The 20390-nt window shown below is 36.5% G+C and carries 17 protein-coding genes; 4 read left to right on the top strand and 13 right to left on the bottom strand.

Annotated elements, in window-relative coordinates; genetic code table 11:
• The first annotated feature begins 105 nt into the window (after positions 1-105).
• From ACZLXV_RS04175 to ACZLXV_RS04165, 3 genes are all read left to right on the top strand, one after another.
• A complete protein-coding gene (locus ACZLXV_RS04175) occupies positions 106-1515 on the top strand; it encodes a glucosaminidase domain-containing protein (protein ID WP_482382580.1) in 1410 nt (469 codons plus the stop codon).
• A gap of 81 nt (positions 1516-1596) precedes the next feature.
• Positions 1597-4101 (top strand): ATP-binding protein, encoded by a 2505-nt coding sequence (locus ACZLXV_RS04170; protein WP_022225478.1) that lies wholly within the window; start codon positions 1597-1599, stop codon positions 4099-4101.
• A 22-nt stretch (positions 4102-4123) separates the two neighbouring features.
• Positions 4124-6010, top strand: a complete 1887-nt coding sequence (locus ACZLXV_RS04165) for a glycoside hydrolase family 2 protein (RefSeq protein WP_482382579.1) — start codon at positions 4124-4126, stop codon at positions 6008-6010.
• On the opposite strand, the gene ACZLXV_RS04160 is transcribed toward ACZLXV_RS04165, so the two are convergent.
• The 5 genes from ACZLXV_RS04160 to ACZLXV_RS04140 all read right to left on the bottom strand — a co-directional run bounded on the left by ACZLXV_RS04160 (position 5945) and on the right by ACZLXV_RS04140 (position 12382).
• The gene (locus tag ACZLXV_RS04160) at positions 5945-7108 is read right to left on the bottom strand and encodes a YibE/F family protein (protein ID WP_022225476.1); all 1164 of its coding nucleotides are present in this window, start codon (positions 7106-7108) and stop codon (positions 5945-5947) included. The two genes, ACZLXV_RS04165 and ACZLXV_RS04160, sit on opposite strands and share 66 nt — an antisense overlap.
• 24 nt (positions 7109-7132) lie before the next feature.
• Positions 7133-8956 carry an Ig-like domain-containing protein gene (locus ACZLXV_RS04155; RefSeq protein ID WP_482382578.1) on the bottom strand — a complete coding sequence of 608 codons (1824 nt, stop codon included), beginning with the start codon at positions 8954-8956 and terminating at the stop codon, positions 7133-7135.
• A gap of 173 nt (positions 8957-9129) precedes the next feature.
• On the bottom strand, positions 9130-9852 hold the full coding sequence (locus tag ACZLXV_RS04150; protein ID WP_482382577.1) for a metallophosphoesterase: 723 nt from the start codon (positions 9850-9852) through the stop codon (positions 9130-9132).
• Positions 9853-9918: 66 nt separating this feature from the next.
• Positions 9919-10587, bottom strand: coding sequence for a hypothetical protein (locus ACZLXV_RS04145; protein ID WP_482382576.1), 669 nt, complete (start codon positions 10585-10587; stop codon positions 9919-9921).
• A 220-nt stretch (positions 10588-10807) separates the two neighbouring features.
• Positions 10808-12382 carry a DEAD/DEAH box helicase gene (locus ACZLXV_RS04140; RefSeq protein ID WP_482382616.1) on the bottom strand — a complete coding sequence of 525 codons (1575 nt, stop codon included), beginning with the start codon at positions 12380-12382 and terminating at the stop codon, positions 10808-10810.
• A 439-nt stretch (positions 12383-12821) separates the two neighbouring features.
• Here ACZLXV_RS04140 and ACZLXV_RS04135 point away from each other — a divergent pair, with 439 nt between their 5' ends.
• Positions 12822-13196, top strand: a complete 375-nt coding sequence (locus tag ACZLXV_RS04135; RefSeq protein ID WP_482382575.1) for a DUF3783 domain-containing protein — start codon at positions 12822-12824, stop codon at positions 13194-13196.
• 42 nt (positions 13197-13238) lie between these two features.
• Here ACZLXV_RS04135 and ACZLXV_RS04130 read toward each other — a convergent pair whose 3' ends face one another.
• From ACZLXV_RS04130 to ACZLXV_RS04095, 8 genes are all read right to left on the bottom strand, one after another.
• Entirely contained in the window at positions 13239-14168 is a 930-nt protein-coding gene (locus ACZLXV_RS04130) for a hypothetical protein (RefSeq protein WP_022225470.1), read from the bottom strand.
• Positions 14158-14769, bottom strand: a complete 612-nt coding sequence (locus ACZLXV_RS04125; RefSeq protein ID WP_022225469.1) for an RNA polymerase sigma factor — start codon at positions 14767-14769, stop codon at positions 14158-14160. The genes ACZLXV_RS04130 and ACZLXV_RS04125 overlap by 11 nt, the downstream gene beginning before the upstream one ends.
• Positions 14770-14966: 197 nt before the next feature.
• On the bottom strand, positions 14967-17549 hold the full coding sequence (clpB, locus tag ACZLXV_RS04120; RefSeq protein ID WP_482382574.1) for an ATP-dependent chaperone ClpB: 2583 nt from the start codon (positions 17547-17549) through the stop codon (positions 14967-14969).
• A 436-nt stretch (positions 17550-17985) separates the two neighbouring features.
• Positions 17986-18135 carry a hypothetical protein gene (locus ACZLXV_RS04115; protein ID WP_482382573.1) on the bottom strand — a complete coding sequence of 50 codons (150 nt, stop codon included), beginning with the start codon at positions 18133-18135 and terminating at the stop codon, positions 17986-17988.
• Positions 18136-18146: 11 nt separating this feature from the next.
• A complete protein-coding gene (locus tag ACZLXV_RS04110; RefSeq protein WP_482382572.1) occupies positions 18147-18374 on the bottom strand; it encodes a DUF3791 domain-containing protein in 228 nt (75 codons plus the stop codon).
• Entirely contained in the window at positions 18371-18841 is a 471-nt protein-coding gene (locus ACZLXV_RS04105; protein ID WP_482382571.1) for a DUF3990 domain-containing protein, read from the bottom strand. Before ACZLXV_RS04105 ends, ACZLXV_RS04110 begins: the two co-directional genes overlap by 4 nt.
• The gene (locus tag ACZLXV_RS04100) at positions 18838-19077 is read right to left on the bottom strand and encodes a DUF3791 domain-containing protein (protein ID WP_482382570.1); all 240 of its coding nucleotides are present in this window, start codon (positions 19075-19077) and stop codon (positions 18838-18840) included. The genes ACZLXV_RS04105 and ACZLXV_RS04100 overlap by 4 nt, the downstream gene beginning before the upstream one ends.
• 12 nt (positions 19078-19089) lie before the next feature.
• Positions 19090-20376, bottom strand: coding sequence for a KAP family P-loop NTPase fold protein (locus ACZLXV_RS04095; RefSeq protein ID WP_482382569.1), 1287 nt, complete (start codon positions 20374-20376; stop codon positions 19090-19092).
• Between the last annotated feature and the right edge of the window lie 14 nt (positions 20377-20390).

Raw genomic sequence — 20390 nt, 5'->3', positions numbered from 1 at the left:
TATTTCAATGGATTATTTGTATTTCTTTTGTACATTTTTTTGCTTTTTTACTCATAATATGGTATACTCACTCATAAAATCAGTTAATTTATTTAGGAGGTAATTATGCGTAAAGGACTATTTTCAAAAAACGGATTATGTAAGATAATTGTCACAAGTGCTGTTTTTGCTTTAGCTGCTGTAACAGTTCCAAGTCATATCAGTTCTCTGTCAGTAGTTCATGCAGATAGCGAAACCGCTAACCGTTCTGTTTCAATTCAGGAAATAGACACAAACAACTCTACAGATGACAGCGAGTCTGATTCAACAGAAAATGGCACACAAAATGATAATTCTGATTCAAACGCCGCAACAGACACAACCAACACAAAAGCAACAGGAAACGATAAAAATACCGAAAAAAATTCTTCCACAAAAAAGAAAAAAGATTCTGCGAAAAACAGCTCAAAAAAGACGGCTAAACAGACTAAAACAACTGTCAGAAAGCCAGATGCCAAAGGCAAAAAGGAAAAACAACATAAAGAGCCAAAACATTTTAAACCTATTATTGGAAAAACGGTGACTGTCACAATGGAACATATGCAAAAAAAGCTAAACAAAATCTCTTCTGATATTAAAAAAACAAAACATAAGGAATATCGTACTAAAAGAGTATTAAGTTCAAAAAAAAGACAGCTTTCATCAATAAATAAATTAAAGACAGGTGCCAAAGAACAAAAAAATTGTATTACGGTGTCAAATGTTTTTGAGCCTTCACAGTCACTCAAAACATATGCAAAACAATATGATTCATCTTTAAGTATCTATCTGACACAGGAAGTCTCATCATCAGATACTGTAAAAACAACTTCCGGATCTTCAATACTTCCTGATTTTAAAAAGATGTCTTCTTTGATGGATACCGAATCAATAAAGCACACTATAACTCATTCCAAAAAATATATTAAGTCTGATATAGTTAAAAATAAGGCAAAAATTAAAAACATACATAAAAAAATCAAAAGTCAGACAAAAGAGCAAAAAACAGCTGCAAAATATGTTACCGTTTCAATAAATACAAAAAACATATTTGAACCGTCAAATATCAGCACAAAAACTTTAAAAAAGGCTCTCGAGGGTACAAATCTTGAAACTCTCGCTCCTGCCTTTGTAAAAGCCGAAAAAAAATATGGAATAAACGCCATTGCAATGACTTCAATCGCTGCTTTAGAGTCAGGCTGGGGCAAAAGCAAACGTGCAGTAAAAGACAATAACCTCACCGGACTTGGCGTATACAGCGATACAGCAAAAGGAATAAATGCAGACACAAAAGAAAAAAACATCCTTATGACTGCCGAAAGACTGTCAACTCATTACAGCAGACCGGGACAGATGTTTTATCACGGAACAGGTTTTGATGGCGTAAACAAAAAATATTCAGCTTCAAAAACATGGGGCTGGAAATGTGAAAATATTGCTTTCCGCATTATGAACAAGATAGCAAACCCGGGACTTGAGTCACTTAGTACAATGTAAATTAAATCTTTGATATATTAATCAGCTTAAAAACGATATGGAAACGTTTTACAAAAGCACTTAAAAAACAAGGAGATGTGTATGAAAAAATTCAAGAAACTTATATGGGCTGCTCTTGCAATTGAAATCATTGTCCTTATAGTTATTGTTATCAATTCAGATGTTGATAATATGACACTTTCAAAAGGCAGGATAGACAATTTTAATACCGGCTGGACTATCACAAGAGAAGATGGTTCTTCATCAAAAATAAAGTCACTTCCCTATAGTGAGAAATCAAAAGCAGGCGAAAAAATCGTATTAAGTAATACCATCCCGAAAAAGTACAGCGGCATGACAATGTCATTTTTATCTGCTGACAAACAGATTCGTGTTACTATCAATGGCAAACCGGTCTATGAATTTGGTATGAATGACTCCAGACCGTTTGGTAAAACTCCCGGAAGTGTAACCAACTTCATCGATATTCCCGAACATCTGTCAGAGGGAAAAATTGAGATTGAAATGGTGTCTCCATATGATAATTATGCCTCAAATATTACAGGTATAACTATATCCAAAAGAGATACTTCCATATTAAATTTATTAAAGTCAAATCTCGGAAATTTTGCCATGTGCATAATTATACTTGCGTGCGGCATAACGCTTTTTATGCTTGCTTTTATACAGGCATTTTCAAGACAGACAAAAGATGGCATAAGCTATCTCGGTTTTATGTGCATATTCGGTACAATCTATTTTTCCATTGAGACAAAATCGTTAAGTGTATTTTATGGAAATCAGACACTTTATTCAAATCTTGTCTTTCTTGTACTTATGCTCTGGCCTGTATTTATGCAGATGTATTACATAAACAACCTTGAAGAAAAATACCAAAAAATATTTTATGTACTTTTCTTCCTGACACTCACAAATGTGGCATGCCAGATTACTTTGCAGATTCTTGGAATATTTGATTTCATGAACATGGCATTCATATCCCATATTCTTATATTCATGTCAGGAATGGCAATACTTTTCTCACTCATATGTACAGTCCGCAAGTCAAAGGATAAACTTCTTATTATAGAATTTTTTGGAATGTTATTTTTCATTGGCGGCAGTGCCATTGACCTCATTCGTACATACACAATTCATATCGGAGACTTCGGAAAATTCAGCCGCTTTGGAATGACTGTTTTCTCTCTCCTGATGGTATTTGTGCATATACTAAAGGTTATACGCGGCTACAGTGCAAGCATAGCCGAAAATGCACGCCATATGGAAATGGAAGTACAAATGATTGAAGAGAAAAATCAGGAACTCATGATTGCAAATGAAGAAGCAGAGAAGGCTAAAGCTGATGCGATAGCCGCCGCCAATGCAAAAAGTGTCTTTCTTGCAAATATGTCTCATGAGATTAGAACTCCTATAAATGCCATTCTCGGAATGGATACCATGATACTTCGTGAATGCAATGATAACGAAATTCTTGAATATGCCGTCAATATCCAGTCTGCAAGCCAGACACTTTTGTCACTTATAAATGATATTCTTGATTTCTCTAAAATAGAAACCGGAAAGCTTGAACTTGTTGCGGGTGACTATGCACTGTCTTCTCTCATAAATGATGTGTACCATATGCTTATCAGCAAAGCAAAAGAAAAGGGACTTGCATTAAATGTTGAGAGTGACAAAAATCTTCCTGCAAAATTGTACGGTGACGAGGTGCGCATCCGCCAGATAATTGTCAATATATTGAATAATGCCATAAAATACACCCAAAAAGGTTCTGTAACATTGACAGTCGAAATGTCAGATATGAAGCTGTCAGATATGCCTGACCATTCAAATGACAGCAAATCGGAAAATATAACAGACAAAAATACTATTATAACTTTCCGCATAGCTGATACAGGAATCGGAATCAAAAAAGAAAACATATCACATCTCTTTGATTCATTTTCACGATTCGATGAAGAAAAAAACAAATATATCGAGGGGACAGGTCTTGGTCTTGCAATAACAAAACAGCTTGTTGATCTTATGAACGGAGAAATTGTTGTCACAAGTGAATACGGCAAAGGCTCAGTCTTTACCGTGAGTATTCCTCAGAAAATTGTTTCCGACTTAAAAATAGGCGATATTTCAGAAAAATACAATGAGCCAGCAAATAAAAAGAAGAAAAAATCAACATTTACGGCACCTGATGCAAACGTGCTTGTAGTTGATGATGTAAAAATGAATATAAATGTATTCAAGGCATTACTTAAACGCACGGAAATCAATGTCGATTCTGCAATGTCAGGCTTAGAAGCTCTTGACATGATTAAAGAAAAGAAATACGACATAATCTTTTTAGACCACATGATGCCTGATATGGACGGTATTGAAACCTATCAAAATATGAAAATGCTTGAAGATAATCCTAATAAGGACACAACTGTTGTCATGCTCACAGCCAATGCAATAATGGGTGCTAAGGAAGAATATCTCGGCATAGGATTCAGTGACTATCTAAGCAAACCCGTACAGGCGCCAAAGCTTGAAGCAATGATACTTAAATATCTGCCTGAAGAACTGGTACAACGAACAACTAATAATTGATATGAATAATAGGAGGAGTAAAATGAAAGGAAATGGTACATTATGTCAAAAACTTTATACTGACTGGGGAAAGAATATAGATACTGATAATGTTTTAAGCGAATATCCAAGACCACTTTTAAAACGTGACAGCTATATAAATTTAAACGGAATATGGCAATACGCTTTCACTCCCGTCAATAAAAAACCTAATAAATTTGATGGTGACATTCTTGTACCATTTTCACCGGAAGCTCCTCTTTCAGGCGTAAACAGACAGCTTAAACCGAACGAATATCTGTGGTACGAAAAAACTGTTATGTATGACAGCAAAAAGCTTTCAGAAACACGCCTTATACTTCACTTTGGAGCCGTTGACCAGATATGTACTGTCTATATAAACAGTATAAAAGTCTGTTCACACACCGGCGGCTATCTTCCATTTGATGCTGACATAACAAATATTTTAAAAAATAATGCCAAAGAAAAATCTTTCACACTTACTGTATGTGTAAAAGATTTTTCAGATAGATCATATCACGCAAGGGGAAAACAGTCACTAAATCCAAAGGGAATGTTATATACGGCACAAAGCGGTATATGGCAGACGGTATGGCTTGAGTATGTTCCAAAAAACTATATAAGAAAAATAATCACACAACCTGACCTCGATAAAAAAATACTGCGTATAAAGATTATAACAAATTCCAGCCAGAGCAGAGATAAAAATAATAATAAACTTAAATACAAATCAACAAAAACTAATGAAATTAAAATCTGTATCAACAATCCCGAAATGTATACAGACATTGATGTTAATAATAATTCAGAAAATGATGTCCGTATAAAAGAAATGCACTCAAAAAAGCACGGCATACCGTTTACATATTATGGGATAAGCGACACATATATCGAAATTCCTCTAAATGAACTCAATATAAAAGCATGGACACCTGACACGCCTTATCTTTACACTTTTTCAATTGATATGGGTAATGACCATGTTGAAAGTTATTTTGCCCTGCGTACATTCACAATAGAAAAAGACAACAATAACATTCCACGCATCTGTTTAAACCACAAACCGCTGTTCCAAAAAGGTGTTTTAGACCAGGGTTACTGGCCTGACGGACTTTACACTGCCCCATCCGACAAAGCACTTATATATGATATAAAAACAATGAAATCACTCGGTTTTAATATGCTCAGAAAACATATCAAAATAGAAAGTGAACGCTGGTATTATCACTGTGACAGACTCGGCATGATTGTATGGCAGGATATGGTAAACGGAGGTTCACACTATAAATCATGGTTTGTAACTTACCTTGCCACCTTTATGAGCATCTTCGATATTTCATGCAGCGACAAAACAACTTATCTTTTTGCCAGAAAATCAGATAACGAAAAAAAAGAATTTATCAGAGAAACTTTACAGACTGTAAGGACACTCTCAAACCACCCCTCAATCGCCACATGGGTTATATTTAATGAAGGCTGGGGACAGTTTGACACAAACCGTATTACAAAGCTTGTCAGAAAAGCTGATAAAACAAGACTTATAGACCAGGCAAGCGGCTGGTTTGACCAGGGAATGGGCGATATTAAAAGCATACACAATTACTTTTTCCCACTCCGCCTTTTTAAGAAAGACAAACGAGCATACGCACTCACTGAATTTGGCGGCTACACACAAATAATAAAGCACCACAACCTTGCACATAAGTGCTACGGCTATGGTGCCTGCAAAAATTCCGCCCATTTAAAGAAGCGTTATATAAAAAGAGAAAATGAGATTTCTGCCCTTATACCATCTGGATTGTGTGCAAGTATTTACACACAGCTTTCAGATGTAGAAAACGAACTAAACGGTATCCTCACTTACGACAGGGCTGTCAATAAATTTAAATTTGATTTTCATAAGCACTGAGGCAAACAATGACACAAGCGGAACCGTAAGGATAATTCCTATACTTCCTGCTACTCCTCTCATAAGCTCTATACCTATCGTATACGAATTTACAATTTGTAAATACGGTAGGTTATAGGCATAATCAAGTAAAAGTTCACTAAGCGAGCCGCCTGCAAAAGCAAGTATCAGTGTATTTGCCATCGTACCCATCATGTCTTTTCCTACATTCATACCTCTTTTAAACAATTCACCCGTATTCAATTCAGGATTTACATCATGTATTTCAGTAATTGTCGATGCAACAGATAACCCCACATCCATAACCGCACCAAGTGACGATATTAAAATTCCCGCAAACAGCAAATCTCCTATTTTTATATTCGTGCAATTTGCAACAGATACAAGATTGTCTATATTACTTACATTGTATCCTGATATGCCTGATATTTTGCCAAAAAGCCATGCTGCAATCCCTGATATTATAACTCCAGATATTGTTCCTAAAATAGCCGCAAGAGATTTTCTTGTGTAACCTGTCAGCACAAATATTGTTATTATTGTAGTCAGAATAACAGTTATAACTGCTGCATTAACAGGGCTCATGCCTCTATATATCGCCGGGAACAAATACAGCAAAACAAGTATAAATGTAATCACAAGACCTATTACAGCTTTTAGACCGTTCTTTCCGCCTACAATACACAACAACAGGAAAAATAAACCGATAAAGCCATATATAAACGGTTCTCTGTTAAGACTGTAAACGGATGTAACTGTCACTTCTCCCGATTGATTTGTGAGTGTAACCACTTTCAAACCCTTGTAACATGTCGCTCCGTAAAGACTGCCGTTCGTGCTTACAGCCTCAACAACCTTACCTTTTCTTTTTCCGCTCAGAAACTTTACTTTCACTTTCTGGTTTCCAACCCTGCTTCCGTCCTCCTGAAGGTTATCCGTTATCACTTCCGTGACAACGGCTTTTTCAAATTCCTGAGATTTGTTTGACACAAGGTCAACCTTTTTTACATCACTCCATTTTGCAAGAAATATGCCAAGCAATGCCAGAAAAAGTATGGGTATCAGATATTTTATAACCTTTAACGGTTTAACTTTCATTTACTTTGTGCCTCCGGTTTCTTATTATTTTACTACAATCTTACATGTAGCCTTCTTTGTGCCTGCTTTTGCAGTAATAGTTGCCTTTCCTGCTTTTTTTGCAGTCACAACACCTTTTGCATTCACTGTTGCAACCTTTGTATTTGAAGAAGTAAATGTCACATTCTTGTCTGTTGCATTTGAAGGTGCAACTGTTGCTTTAAGCTTAACTTTTTTGCCTTTGGACAAAGTAACCTTTGTCTTGTTGAGTTTAATGCTCTTTACTTCTACATTATCCTTTGTTGTATCGTCTTTCTTATCTTCTGCCTTTTTTGTGATTGTGAATGAATTATCAATCTTGTCACCTGTATTTACATCATATGTATTTATTGTAAATGAATCACTTGTAACATTTACAACTGAATATGTCGGTGTCCATGTCTGGCTTCTTTCAGCAATATAATCCTGCTGTGTTGAAATAAGATTATAATACTTACTTCCTGTTGCAGAGTTTGCTTCCATATAAAGTACACCCTCAGGATTATTTATTGTACCCTGTGTCTTATCTACAATTTTATAGCAAAGGTTCTGGTTGAGATATTCCTGCTTAGATGAAAGTGCGGCACTATCGTCTGTTTTTCCGTCTTTTACATTGAGATATTCATCTTTTACATTGTCTTTTGTGTATGCTGTATGTGTATTTCCGTCACTTGTAAGCATATAACTTCTTGAATATGTATGGTCATGTCCCTGAAGAACAACGTCAATGTCGTATTTGTCGAGAAGTGTTGTAAGCTGTGTACGAAGTACAATACCATCTGAATCTGAATGGTCATAACCTGAACCGTAAATGTCATGATGGAATGTTACAATCTTCCATTTTGCGTTTGGAGCTGCCTGTTCAGCCTTCTTGATAAGTGCCTCGTGGTCTGCACAATTATAATTATTTGTATTTAAAACAATAAATAATACATCGCCATATGTGTAATAATAATCGTTTCCTGCCGGTGTTGCATTCTGTTCTTCCGTATATGCATTTGGTACATTGAAATGATTCTGATAGTTTGCGAATTTAGAATCGTGATTACCGATAGTTGGGGCAACAGGAACATTTGAAAGAACATCTGCTGAGAGAAATCCTGCATACTCCCGTTCCTGTCCGTTGTCATCACCTGTATTGTTTATCTGGTCTCCCGCTGACACAATAAAATCAACATCTGAATGTTCACTTATTGCTGCTGTAAGAGTCTTATTCCAGCTGAACGCATCGTTTCTGGCAGCAATATCTGCCGACTGCACTTTTGAACTTTCAGTCGGTGTCTGACCTTTAGATGCACCAATCTGAGGATCTCCAACATAGAGAAAACTGAAATTTGATGTATCACCTGTCTTGAATTTTTTAACTGATGTCCACTTACCGTCAACAAGACACTGATAATAATAAGTTGTATTTTCCTTTAATTCTGTTATTGTAACTTTGTTTGCATAATATGTTACATCATCAATTTTTTTGTATTCTTTAGATGTTCCTGTAAACTCTTTATAATTTTCTGAATATGTATTACTTCCATCTGCTTCTGTTGTTTTTGACATATCAACATTTGTTGAGATGCGAACCTTTGCTTCATCTGCTTTCTTTGAATACCATGCATAATTCAGCTTTGTTGCATCCGCACCCGGCACCATAGAAACTTTTTCATAATCTGTCTTAATTGTTTCCCATTTTGTTTTCCACTGTGACCATTCATCAGAAATTGCTTTCTTTCCTGAATTGTCATTCCAATGCTCTGTTGCCGCAAAACCTGTTACTGCCATTGTACCTGCAAGACAGGCTGCTGCCGCTGACATAAATAATCTTGATTTTCTCATGATTTGCCTCCTTGTGTTGTCTTTTATTATCATGTATTTCCTTTACATGACAGATACTAACACAAGGTTGTAAATCACAAATCATGATATAGTAAAATAAAAGTAAAACATTTTGAGTTTAATGGTTTTAATAATTTTAATACCGTTAATAATTTTTAAATTTTAATTCTAAGTTACATTATAAGTTTTGGTACAAAATCAAGATAATCCGCTGAAACCAGCGTATATTTTATCCCTTTTATCTCACCTGCTAAACTGTAATCAAATCTTTCTTTTCCGTGAAGATGCGAATAAACAACCTGCTCAACCTTAAATTCCTGTGCCAATTTTGTAAATACCCCCTCTTCTTCATACATATTTGTAGGCGGATAATGAAGAAACATGACAAAATCATTGTATCCTGCTTTTTTTGCAGCTTCATACGATTTTGTCATTCTTTTGCACTCATTGTCAAATCTTTTTTCTATTTTATCTGCTGCCAAAAAACAATAGTTATCAGTCGAAAAGCCTTTTGAACCGATAAGCGCATATTTTTTCCCACCCTTTTCATCCGTATACTCATAAAAATTATCCTGAAGGAAGAAAAGTTTGTCTGCAAAAAGTTCGTTTAACTTTTCGGTTTTATTAGTCTTATTCCAAAATCTGTCATGATTTCCACGCAGTAATATCTTTCTTCCCGGAAGTGCTGCGATAAACTCAAGGTCTTTCATACTGTCCTCAAGTTTTTTTCCCCATGAATGGTCACCCGTAACTACTACTGTATCTGTTTCTTTTACAATACTGCACCAGTTTTTTTTTATTTTATATGAATGATTTTTCCACTCTTCTCCAAACACTTCCATTGATTTGTCCGACTGAAAGCTAAGATGTAAATCTCCTATTGCATATAGTGACATAAATATTTCTCCTGCTAATTATATATTTATTTTAAATTTTTCTAAATATAGACAAGAATCACACATTTATTCATTGTCTTGCAGCTCATCAGCCTGCTCAATCGCCTTTTTGTCTTTATTATCCTCAATTTCCATCTTTGTTTCCTGAGCTTTTCTGTCCTGTGCAATAGCACGGAGAATATTTCCTATATCTTCCGGTGAGAACATACCGATTGCCCTGCCAAGTTCACTTATGTTATCACGATTTACTTTAAGTGTTCCTCCTCCTGATAAAGGAATAGTGATTACTTTTGACGGATCACTCATATCGCCTAGACTTATTGAATTATCCTCCTCGTTGCACACAAAGCATACACCTTTATAAATAATATCCGCACCATCTCCGAGTGCAAAATATTCATTTTTATTATTCTTTAATAACTCCTGCTCCTTCTGCTTCTCCTGTATATTTTCATTATTTATCTTCTCTGCCACAAATGTCTGTCCCATCTGCATAAGTTTTGAAATATCTTCAAGCCATACTGCCCTGTTTTCTTCCCGCTCTTTATCAGCTGTTTCGAGATTCTTTTTACCGTCTTCGACAGTAATCTGTTTATAAAAATCCAGTACATTGTCTATTTTATTAAGATAATCATCCCATTCCTTATCATTCATGCTTTTATCCGGCTTTGTCTGTGCATCTGATACACTAAACATTTCACTTTTTTCACTAAATAAACTTTCTACTCCTGTCATATAATTCTTCCTTTCTACACACATCTTTTATAACCAATTGCAAAACTCATTTTTTACATATACCAGATTTGTGTCACATGCGTACATCCGCAAATAAGCAAAACACAATTTAAAAAAATATGCGCCACAATACACTAAAATGTATTATGACGCATTCCCTTGCTGATAGTTATATCGGCACATTATTCTATTTCTTTAATTTACTTTTGAATATAAATTTTTATTTCCTGTTTGCAGGTTCTACATTTACATTTTTTCCTTTTATCTTTGCATGCTTCATAGCTTCTATAACATCAGCCGCATATTCCCTAGGCACTTCAACAAATGTATACTTATCATACATATCAATTGCTCCTACAAGATTTCCCTGCATTCCTGACTCTCCTGCTATTGCACCTAAAATATCGCCTATTCTGACACGGTCTTTCTTCCCTATGTTTACAAAAAGACGCACCATTCCAGGCTCTGCTCCTGTATCTCCGAATTCTTCACCCTGATTGTTGTCAAGTGCCGAGTCTCCCATCTCCATTGAAAGAAGTGCTGCTGCCACTTCAATTGCCGAATAATCACTGTCCTCAAGATGTTCTTCAAGAATATCTACCATTTTTCCAAGATTATCCTGCTCAATTATTCCGCTTATCTTCTCGAGAACTTTTTCAACTTTTATATCTGTAATATCATTTATTGACGGTATCGGCTGACGTTTTATCTTTGTCTTGCAATATCTCTGTATATCCTTGAGTTTATATATTTCCTTTCCGACAACAAGCGTAAACGCCCTTCCTGTTCTTCCGGCACGCCCTGTTCTTCCTATACGATGTACATAATACTCATCATCCTGCGGCACATCATAATTAAATACCGCCTCCACATCATCTACATCTATTCCTCTTGCAGCTACATCCGTTGCGACCAGTATGTCTGTTCTTCCGTTTCTGAATCCATTCATAACCCTGTCACGCTGGCTCTGTTTAAGGTCTCCGTGAAGTCCTGCCGCAAAATAACCTCTTCCTTTCAAATCCTCAACAAGTTCATCAACTTTTCTTTTTGTATTACAAAATACAAGTGAAAGCTCAGGGTCGTACATGTCAAGAAGTCTTGAAAGAACCTCTGCTTTCTTTCTCGGATTTACTTCATAATAATACTGTTCAATCTTAGGAACAGTAAGTTCTTTCTTTACAACCTTTATTATCTCAGGCTCCTTGAGATATGTTTTTGCAATCTCCATTATAGGCTTTGGCATTGTTGCCGAAAACAGGAGTGTCTGGTGTTCTTCCGGAAGTGTCTGAAGCACTGTTTCTATATCCTCCCTGAAACCCATATTTAACATTTCGTCAGCCTCATCAAGAACTATGGTTCCCACTGTAGCCATTTTTAATGTATGACGGTTTATATGGTCAATAACTCGTCCCGGTGTTCCTATAACAACCTGTGTTCCACCTTTAAGTGAACGTATCTGCTTTGTGATGTCCTGTCCTCCATATATAGGAAGCACCTTTATTCCATGCATAAATTTAGCAAATTTACGCATCTCATTTGCACACTGTATTGCCAACTCTCTTGTCGGGCAAAGCACAACTGCCTGTAACTTTTTGTTGTGCGGATCTACTCTCTGTAAAAGCGGTATTCCAAACGCTGCTGTTTTTCCCGTTCCTGTCTGAGCCTGTCCTATCATATCCTTTCCTTCAATAGCAACCGGTATAGCCTGTGCCTGAATAGGACTCGCCTGCTCAAACCCCATCTCCGTAACAGCTCTTAATATACGCGTATCCAAACATAATTCTTCAAAATTCATCTTTATTTTCCAATCTCTGTACGACGCACACATATGCAAATCTACCGTACAGTTATAGATTTGCAAAAACGACCTCGTCGATTATACCACATAAAGACTGAAAAAGAATGAATAAACAGTTAATTTTTCAGCCACCCGCAGCGAAATTTTTTCTCACAAACTTGATTTTCCGTAATTTATCCAATATACTTATTACAATTTTAATGATGTTGGGGGCAAAAAGTATTTTGACCCAACTAATACCACGGATTGCTTCATTGCTATGCAATTTTCGCAATCCTGCAAACACCTCCAATCTCGCATATTTGCAAGCAAATCTGCTACTTGTCGGTGTTTGGCGGGTCAAGCCACCAGATAGCAATTTGTATGTAAACATACATTGCTATCTGCTTTTGACCCTTGTATCATTTTAATGATGTTTAAGAAAGGACAAATCCATATGTCAAAATTACTTCTTATAAATATAACTGATGCCGATAAAATCCGCCGTCTTGTTTCTCCCATGAATATTCCGGCTGAAACAGTACATCCTTCTGATTTTGACAAAACTCTTGTATCTCTTGCTTCAGCAAGACAAAAAGAGACACCTGCACCAATTGGTACAGATGCCTCAGTTTTTAAAGATAGTCTCCTGATTTTTTGCGATGTTCCCGAGAAAAAATTCGATAAAATCCTTTTCAAACTGCGCCAGTCAAAGATTTCCGTTGACTATAAAGCTATACTCACTCCGACAAATTCAAAGTGGACTGTCAAAAGGCTTATGCTCGAACTTGGACGCGAACATGCTGCTTTTATATCAATGCACAAGGGATAGTATAACACTTCCCTGTGCATCAATGTCTGCATATACTTTTTACTACTTCAATTCAAAAGTTGTAAAGTAACTTTTCTCATCTGAAAGCATTTTGATTTTTTTATCACCTTTTCCATGATATGCCTCTTTATATGTCATTATCTTTTCTTTTACGGCAATATCCACATTTTCAGACGTACCATCCTTATATGTGATTTTGCAAGTCACAGTCAGATTATCAAATGCCGCATTTATGCCTTCAACAAGCTTCTCCAAATATACATTATCATCTGAATCCGTATTCCACATTTTTTCAAACACATTTTTAGGCACCTTTTTATAATCATACAAATATATAACAGCTTTCTGCTGGGATTTTGCAGCAATCGTAAATGTAGAATAGAAATTCTTTACCATTTTAACCTTAGATTTCACTTCAGAATCACCGATTTTGCCTTCATCGTCATCATACTTATCTCCGCTTAACACATATGAATTTTTCTCAGGCTCTACAACACGAAAACCTCCATGGTTTACAGAATATGTTATTGTATCAATCTGGTCACCTTCAATAATTATCGGACACGAAATCAAATAATCTATTTCTTTTGTTTTCTCGTCACCGCCCCAGACCGCTCCGTCACTGTCTTTCTCAGAAATGACAGGTATCTCTTTTCCTTTTTCCAGTTTCTGTACTTCTGCTGCTTTTACCTTAACTGCAAAGCTGTTTACCACACTTTCTTTTTCTCCCGGTGCAGATGTGCCTGAATTTGTCGATACTGTATTATTGTTCATAATTTTTCCCGGCACATCGCCATAGGCAACCCCTACTACTAATGCTGCACATGCCACCAATGCCACTGCCGGTTTAATATAAGTTTTTCGTTTTTTCATTGAATAATCCCCCATTTCAAATTTGATTTTTGTTTCATCATCTCTAATATCCTGAGTAAGGGCTTTTTTTAACATTTGGTCCAATTCCTTATCCTTCATAGCGAATATCCTCCAAATCTTTTTTTAACATGTTTTTTGCCTTGCGCATCCTGCTCTTCACGGCACTCTCCGTAATATGAAGACATTGAGCAATTTCTTTAATTTTAAGTTCCGCAGAATAATACAGATAGATAACAACCCTGTATTTATCCGGCAGCTGCTGCACCTTCTGCCTGATTATCTCATCTGTTTCTTTGCGTAAGAACTGCTGCTCAGGTTCTTCTGCCTCTTCTCTGATACATTCTACTCCACCGCTTTCCAAATGTTTTTCATAGCTTTCAAATGCCGCTATTCTATGGCGCCATGCAAACTTTCTTCGTTTATTTTTCCATATAAGGATTGCGACAGAAAGTGCATAACTTTTCAGCGAATCCCTATTATCTAATTTTTCTGTCTGCTCCCACAGTTTTAACATTGTATCCTGATAAAGGTCATCCCCCTGTGCAGTCCCACCTGTAGTCATCCTGCAAAATCGGAGAATGTCTTTTCCATCTTTAGATGCAAACTGTTCAAATTCCTGTTTTGTCACTCCTGTCGTTCCTTTCTCTTCCTTTGACGTCTCGGGTAGAACCCTTACACCTGTATATTGTAATAACTTCAAAAAAAGTTGCTTTTTATTTTTTTACATATAAAAAACATTCCAAATGTGGAATAAATTTAAAAATTTATACTTCAATACACAAGAAGAGACATCTGCACCAATCGAATCGGTACAGACGCCTCTTACTTATAATATATTATGATATTGTGACCAAAAGGTATTTTTACTATTTGTTTTTAACCCTTGCATCATATTTTTTACTTTGTGCTTACTACAAAATTTCCACCAACAACACTTATAGTTATAACATCTCCCGTATGAACCTTATCACCGAGGATTTCTTTGGCAAGAAGTGTCTCTATATTCTTCTGCAGGAAACGCTTCAACGGACGAGCTCCAAATGCCGGTTCATATGCATTATCTGCAATATATTTTATAGCATCATCAGTAAGTTCCACTTTAAGTTCCTTATCTGCAAGCCGTTTATTTAAATCATCCATAAGTATTGAAATAATACCCTGAATATTATTCTTTGTCAGCGGCTTAAACATTACTATCTCGTCAAGGCGGTTAAGGAACTCAGGTCTGAAGCTCGCTCTTAAATCAGCCATTGCATGCTCTCTTGCCTCATCACTTATGCTTCCGTCTTCCTCAATTCCGTCAAGAAGATATGAAGAACCTATATTTGATGTAAGAATAATAATTGTATTCTTAAAGTCTACCGTTCTTCCCTGTGAGTCTGTCACACGTCCATCATCAAGCACCTGCAAAAGTACATTGAATACATCCGGATGTGCCTTTTCAATCTCATCAAAAAGTATTACCGAATATGGTTTTCTGCGGACTGCCTCCGTAAGCTGACCGCCTTCCTCATATCCCACATATCCCGGAGGTGCTCCTATAAGTCTTGACACTGAATATTTCTCCATGTATTCGCTCATATCGATACGAACCATGTTGTTCTCATCATCAAAAAGACTTGCCGCAAGCGTTTTTGCAAGCTCTGTCTTACCTACACCTGTTGGTCCGAGGAAAAGGAATGAACCAATAGGTTTTGTAGGGTCTTTAATGCCCGCTTTTGAACGGAGAATAGCCTCAGATACAAGCTTTACTCCTTCTTCCTGACCGATAACTCTCTTATGAAGTTCATCTTCAAGATGAAGTGTTTTTTCTCTCTCACCTTCGTTTAATTTTGTGATAGGAATCCCTGTCCATCTTGACACAATCTTTGCAATCTCATCGTCTGTTACATTTTCCTGCACAAGTGTCCTGTCTTCCTTCTTAACCTTTGCTTCTTCTGCCTCAAGCTGTTTTTCAAGTTCAGGCAGTCTGCCGTATTGAAGTTCTGCAAGCTTTTCAAGATTATACTCACGCTTTGCCGCATCCATTTCAGTATGAAGTGCATCAATCTGTTCTTTCACTTTGTTTACTTTATCAACAGATGATTTTTCCTGATCCCATTTTGACTTCTGAGCCGTAAAACTTTCTTTAAGTTCGGCAAGTTCTTTTTGAAGCGTTGCAAGTCTCTCTTTTGAAATATGGTCTGTCTCTTTTTTAAGAGCAGCTTCCTCAATTTCCATCTGCATAATCTTTCGCTGTACTTCATCAAGTTCTGCCGGAAGTGAATCAAGTTCTGTTTTTATCATCGCACACGCTTCATCCACAAGGTCTATTGCCTTATCAGGAAGAAATCTGTCTGAAATATATCTGTTTGAAAGTGTTGCTGCTGCAACAAGTGCGGCATCCGTAATCTTTACGCCATGATATACCTCGTATCTGTCCTTAAGTCCACGAAGTATTGAAATCGTGTCCTCGACAGTCGGCTCACTCACCATAACAGGCTGGAAACGTCTTTCAAGTGCAGCATCCTTCTCAATATACATACGATACTCGTCAAGCGTTGTCGCACCTATACAATGAAGTTCACCTCTTGCAAGCATTGGTTTAAGCATATTGCCTGCATCCATGGCACCATCTGTTTTTCCGGCACCTACAATTGTATGAAGCTCATCAATAAAGAGTATAATCTGACCTTCGCTTTTCTTTACTTCCTCAAGAACCGCCTTAAGTCTTTCCTCAAACTCACCTCTGTATTTTGCACCTGCGACGAGTGCCCCCATATCAAGTGCAAATATTTTTTTATCTTTAAGCTCTCCCGGCACATCACCTCTTACTATACGCTGTGCAAGCCCCTCAACTGCCGCTGTTTTACCGACGCCCGGCTCACCGATAAGTACCGGATTATTTTTATTTTTTCTCGAAAGAATACGGATGACATTTCTAATCTCACTATCTCTGCCGATAACAGGATCCATTTTTCCTTCCTTTGCTCTTTCTACAAGGTCGGTTCCGTATTTTTCAAGTGTATCATAAGTTGCCTCAGGATTATCACTTGTCACACGCTGGTTTCCTCTCACCTGTGAAAGCACCTGGAGAAATCTTTCTTTAGTTATCTGACACTGCTTGAAAAGTGCCTTTACTTCTTTGCTAGGATGTGCGAGAAGACTAAGGAACAAATGCTCAACAGAAACATATTCATCTCCCATGCGTTTTGCTTCATCTTCCGCATATATAAGCGTTTCATTAAGATAACGGTCGATACGCATATCTCCGCCTGTCACTTTCGGACGTTTATTTAAAAGTCCATCTATCTGTGCCAGAAATACTTCAGGTTCAATTCCCATCTTTTCAATGAGTTTGCTGATAAGACTGTCATCAACTTTCATCATAGATGCAAGCAAATGTTCCTCGCCAATCTCCTGATGACCATAGTCCATAGCAATCTTCTCACAACCCTGAACTACTTCCTGCGATTTCTGAGTAAATTTACTAATGTTCATGTAATCTCCTCCCCTCTATGAGAATGACATTGTTTTTTATTCAAAACTTATATGTCAATAACATTGTTTTCTTTATCTGCAAGACATAATAGCACTGATTGTTAGCACTGTCAAGAGGTGAGTGCTAATTATTTTTTAAAGAATTTGTGCTACACCTTGCTGAATCTTCTGATTTCATAACCTTATCCCGATAAATACTTACTGTAAACTATCCATCCTACATTATTTTCCTTCCATATTTTTTACATAAATTGTGCTCCGCGCCGTACCTTCTTTTCTCAAGCAACCACTATTAACCATATTCCTTAAAACAACTCTAGCTCTACGCGGTTTGACCTCTAAAAGCTCTGCCGTCTCAGCAGTAGTAATAGATTCATTTTCCGATACATATCTATAAATTTTTTGTTTCTGTTCATTATCCGGCACTTTGTTGGCACTATCCGGCACTATCCGGCACTTTACTCATAGTATCCGGCATTTTATCAATAGTATCCGACATTTTGTTGGCGTTATTGAGATTATCTGTAGCAACCTGACCTCGATAAATATTGATACGCAAATCAACTTCACCACTACTGAACCGCAATTCGGCACCTTTTACTTTATCAAAAATTTATTTTTGTCTGTATATTCCTGTTTCAATTCTTCTGCTAGATACTCATCGCTCATGCAGTGCATATCAGAAACACCGTCACGGATTAGCTGGTAAACCTGGGAATGATAAAAGAAATTCAATGCTGCATCCAGTGAAAGTCCCTGCTGTTTGGCAAAGCATTCGATAACACGGCTATATTTTTTCTGAAGCAAAATCGGATTCGCTGTCATAGTGTTTCACTCCCTTCAAAATGCAACAAAGACAATGCTTTCTCTGTGCGAAAACATATTTGCTGATTCGGCTTTTCATACCGCAAGCGATTGATTGCTTCTGTTTTATCAATAAGTCCATCAAAGAACAATTCCACTGTATTGAACACTTTATCATTGGCAACACCACCTACAACAAGGTCATAATTTGTCAAATCTTTTCCACTTCGACAGTTCAGAATGAAATCCAGCCATTCTTCGGAATAAGAATCGAACTTCAACATTTTCAGTTCGGCTTCCCGGTTTTCATCGTATTCATACCATGAGATAATTCCATCCTTCCCACGGCGTTTGAACTTGCTGCACCATTTCGCCGCCTGTTCATACATCGGTGTGACATAAAAGCCACGCCCAAAATCCACATTGGAACGAGAATGAACCAAATCCGGATTTGCAATTTCCAAAAAAGAGCCATGATAAAGAATCATATTTCCACGCCCCTTTCTCTCATAACATCGAGAATATCAGCTACAATATATTCACGCCCCTGGGTATGCAACACTTCATATTCTGGCACGATATATCCATTCAGAATATCGCTTTGTTCGGTAAAAGCCTGATAAACACGTTCTGCATCCACGCCCAGCTTTGCCGCTACATTTTCAATACAAAATATAGCAAACTCCAACTCATCAGAATTTTTGATTTTTTCATCCGTCATCATACGCAAGCCCTCCTATATTCTTAATAATTCATATACTCTTTTTGAAAAATCCAACTTTTCTTCCATTTCCTTATCCGAACAATAAAACGAACCACACATATTATTTTTATACTCATTATTCAATCCTGAAATTATAAAAATCATTTTGTCAATAAAATAACTTTGCTTGCATACAAATTTGTCGTTTATTCTTGTAGGATATTGTCTGATATTCTCTGCGTAATTCCTTATTGAATCAAAATAATCTTTTCCAATTTCAGTTTCGACATCTGGATAACCCGATGCATCAACTATCCAATTCATACTAACTGTTGACATTTTCTCTTTTATGCATAAAACAAGTAACTCAGATGCTAATATAGCACTATCCATTTTATATTGACATGCCATCAGTTTATGTATAGTTTCTGCTTTTTCAAAAATTTTTTCCTGCGTACGAATTTCTATTCCAAAAGTAATTACCTTTAAAAATTTCTCCAGCTCATCCTTTTCTTGTTCTTGGATGACAAACATTTTCATAAAACTCTCATATTTCTTAATAAAATTAGTAGCCGACCCATTATCCAGCTTAAAACTTAATGAGATTATTTTTTTCATATATCGATCAACATCCATTTCATTCCCATAGATTTGCTTCAATGAATTCGACATTTGTTTTTTCTCCATTGCAATTATAACAACTACATTTTTCAACTCATTGAATACATGATGAATACGTTCCAACACTTTAATCGCATACAAAGGCAAGCACCTATCTAATTCATCAACCATAATAACTACTGTTTGATCTTCTGCTATCTTCTTAATTTGCTCTCGTACTTGTTTAACTACATTTTGAAAGCCAAAATATTTATCATATATTTTTCCAGCATCTTCAGATGTTTCAGTAATACCATCTAACTCTATTCCAGTCTTTGATTTTATTGCTTCGACAGCAATTTTGGTTATTGTATTTTTAATAATCGCTAACATTTCCTTCTTAGTTTCATTTGATAATAAACTCACATACTGTTCAATCTTCTCTTTTAATACAGAAATAATAGCAACTATAGGTTCTTCATAGTAATCGTACTGCCAACAATCATATCTAACAACAAAAAAACGATCTGTATGTGTTGCCTCTGTTTGTTCCTCTTGAAGACATTTCTGAATCTTTTCCAATACAAAGCTCTTACCACTTCCCCATTCCCCTTCAATAGCAAAACAACAATTCTTATGTTTGTCTGAGAGGAGCTTTGTCAAATCAACTATCTGTTTGACAAATGGCTCTCTATTTAAAACATCCTCTTTTGACTCCACTTTCCCACCATCTT

It is taken from the genome of Butyribacter sp. (genome assembly GCF_056818865.1).
The sequence above is the reverse complement of the archived record's forward strand: the minus strand, read 5'-3'. Positions and strand labels throughout refer to the sequence as shown.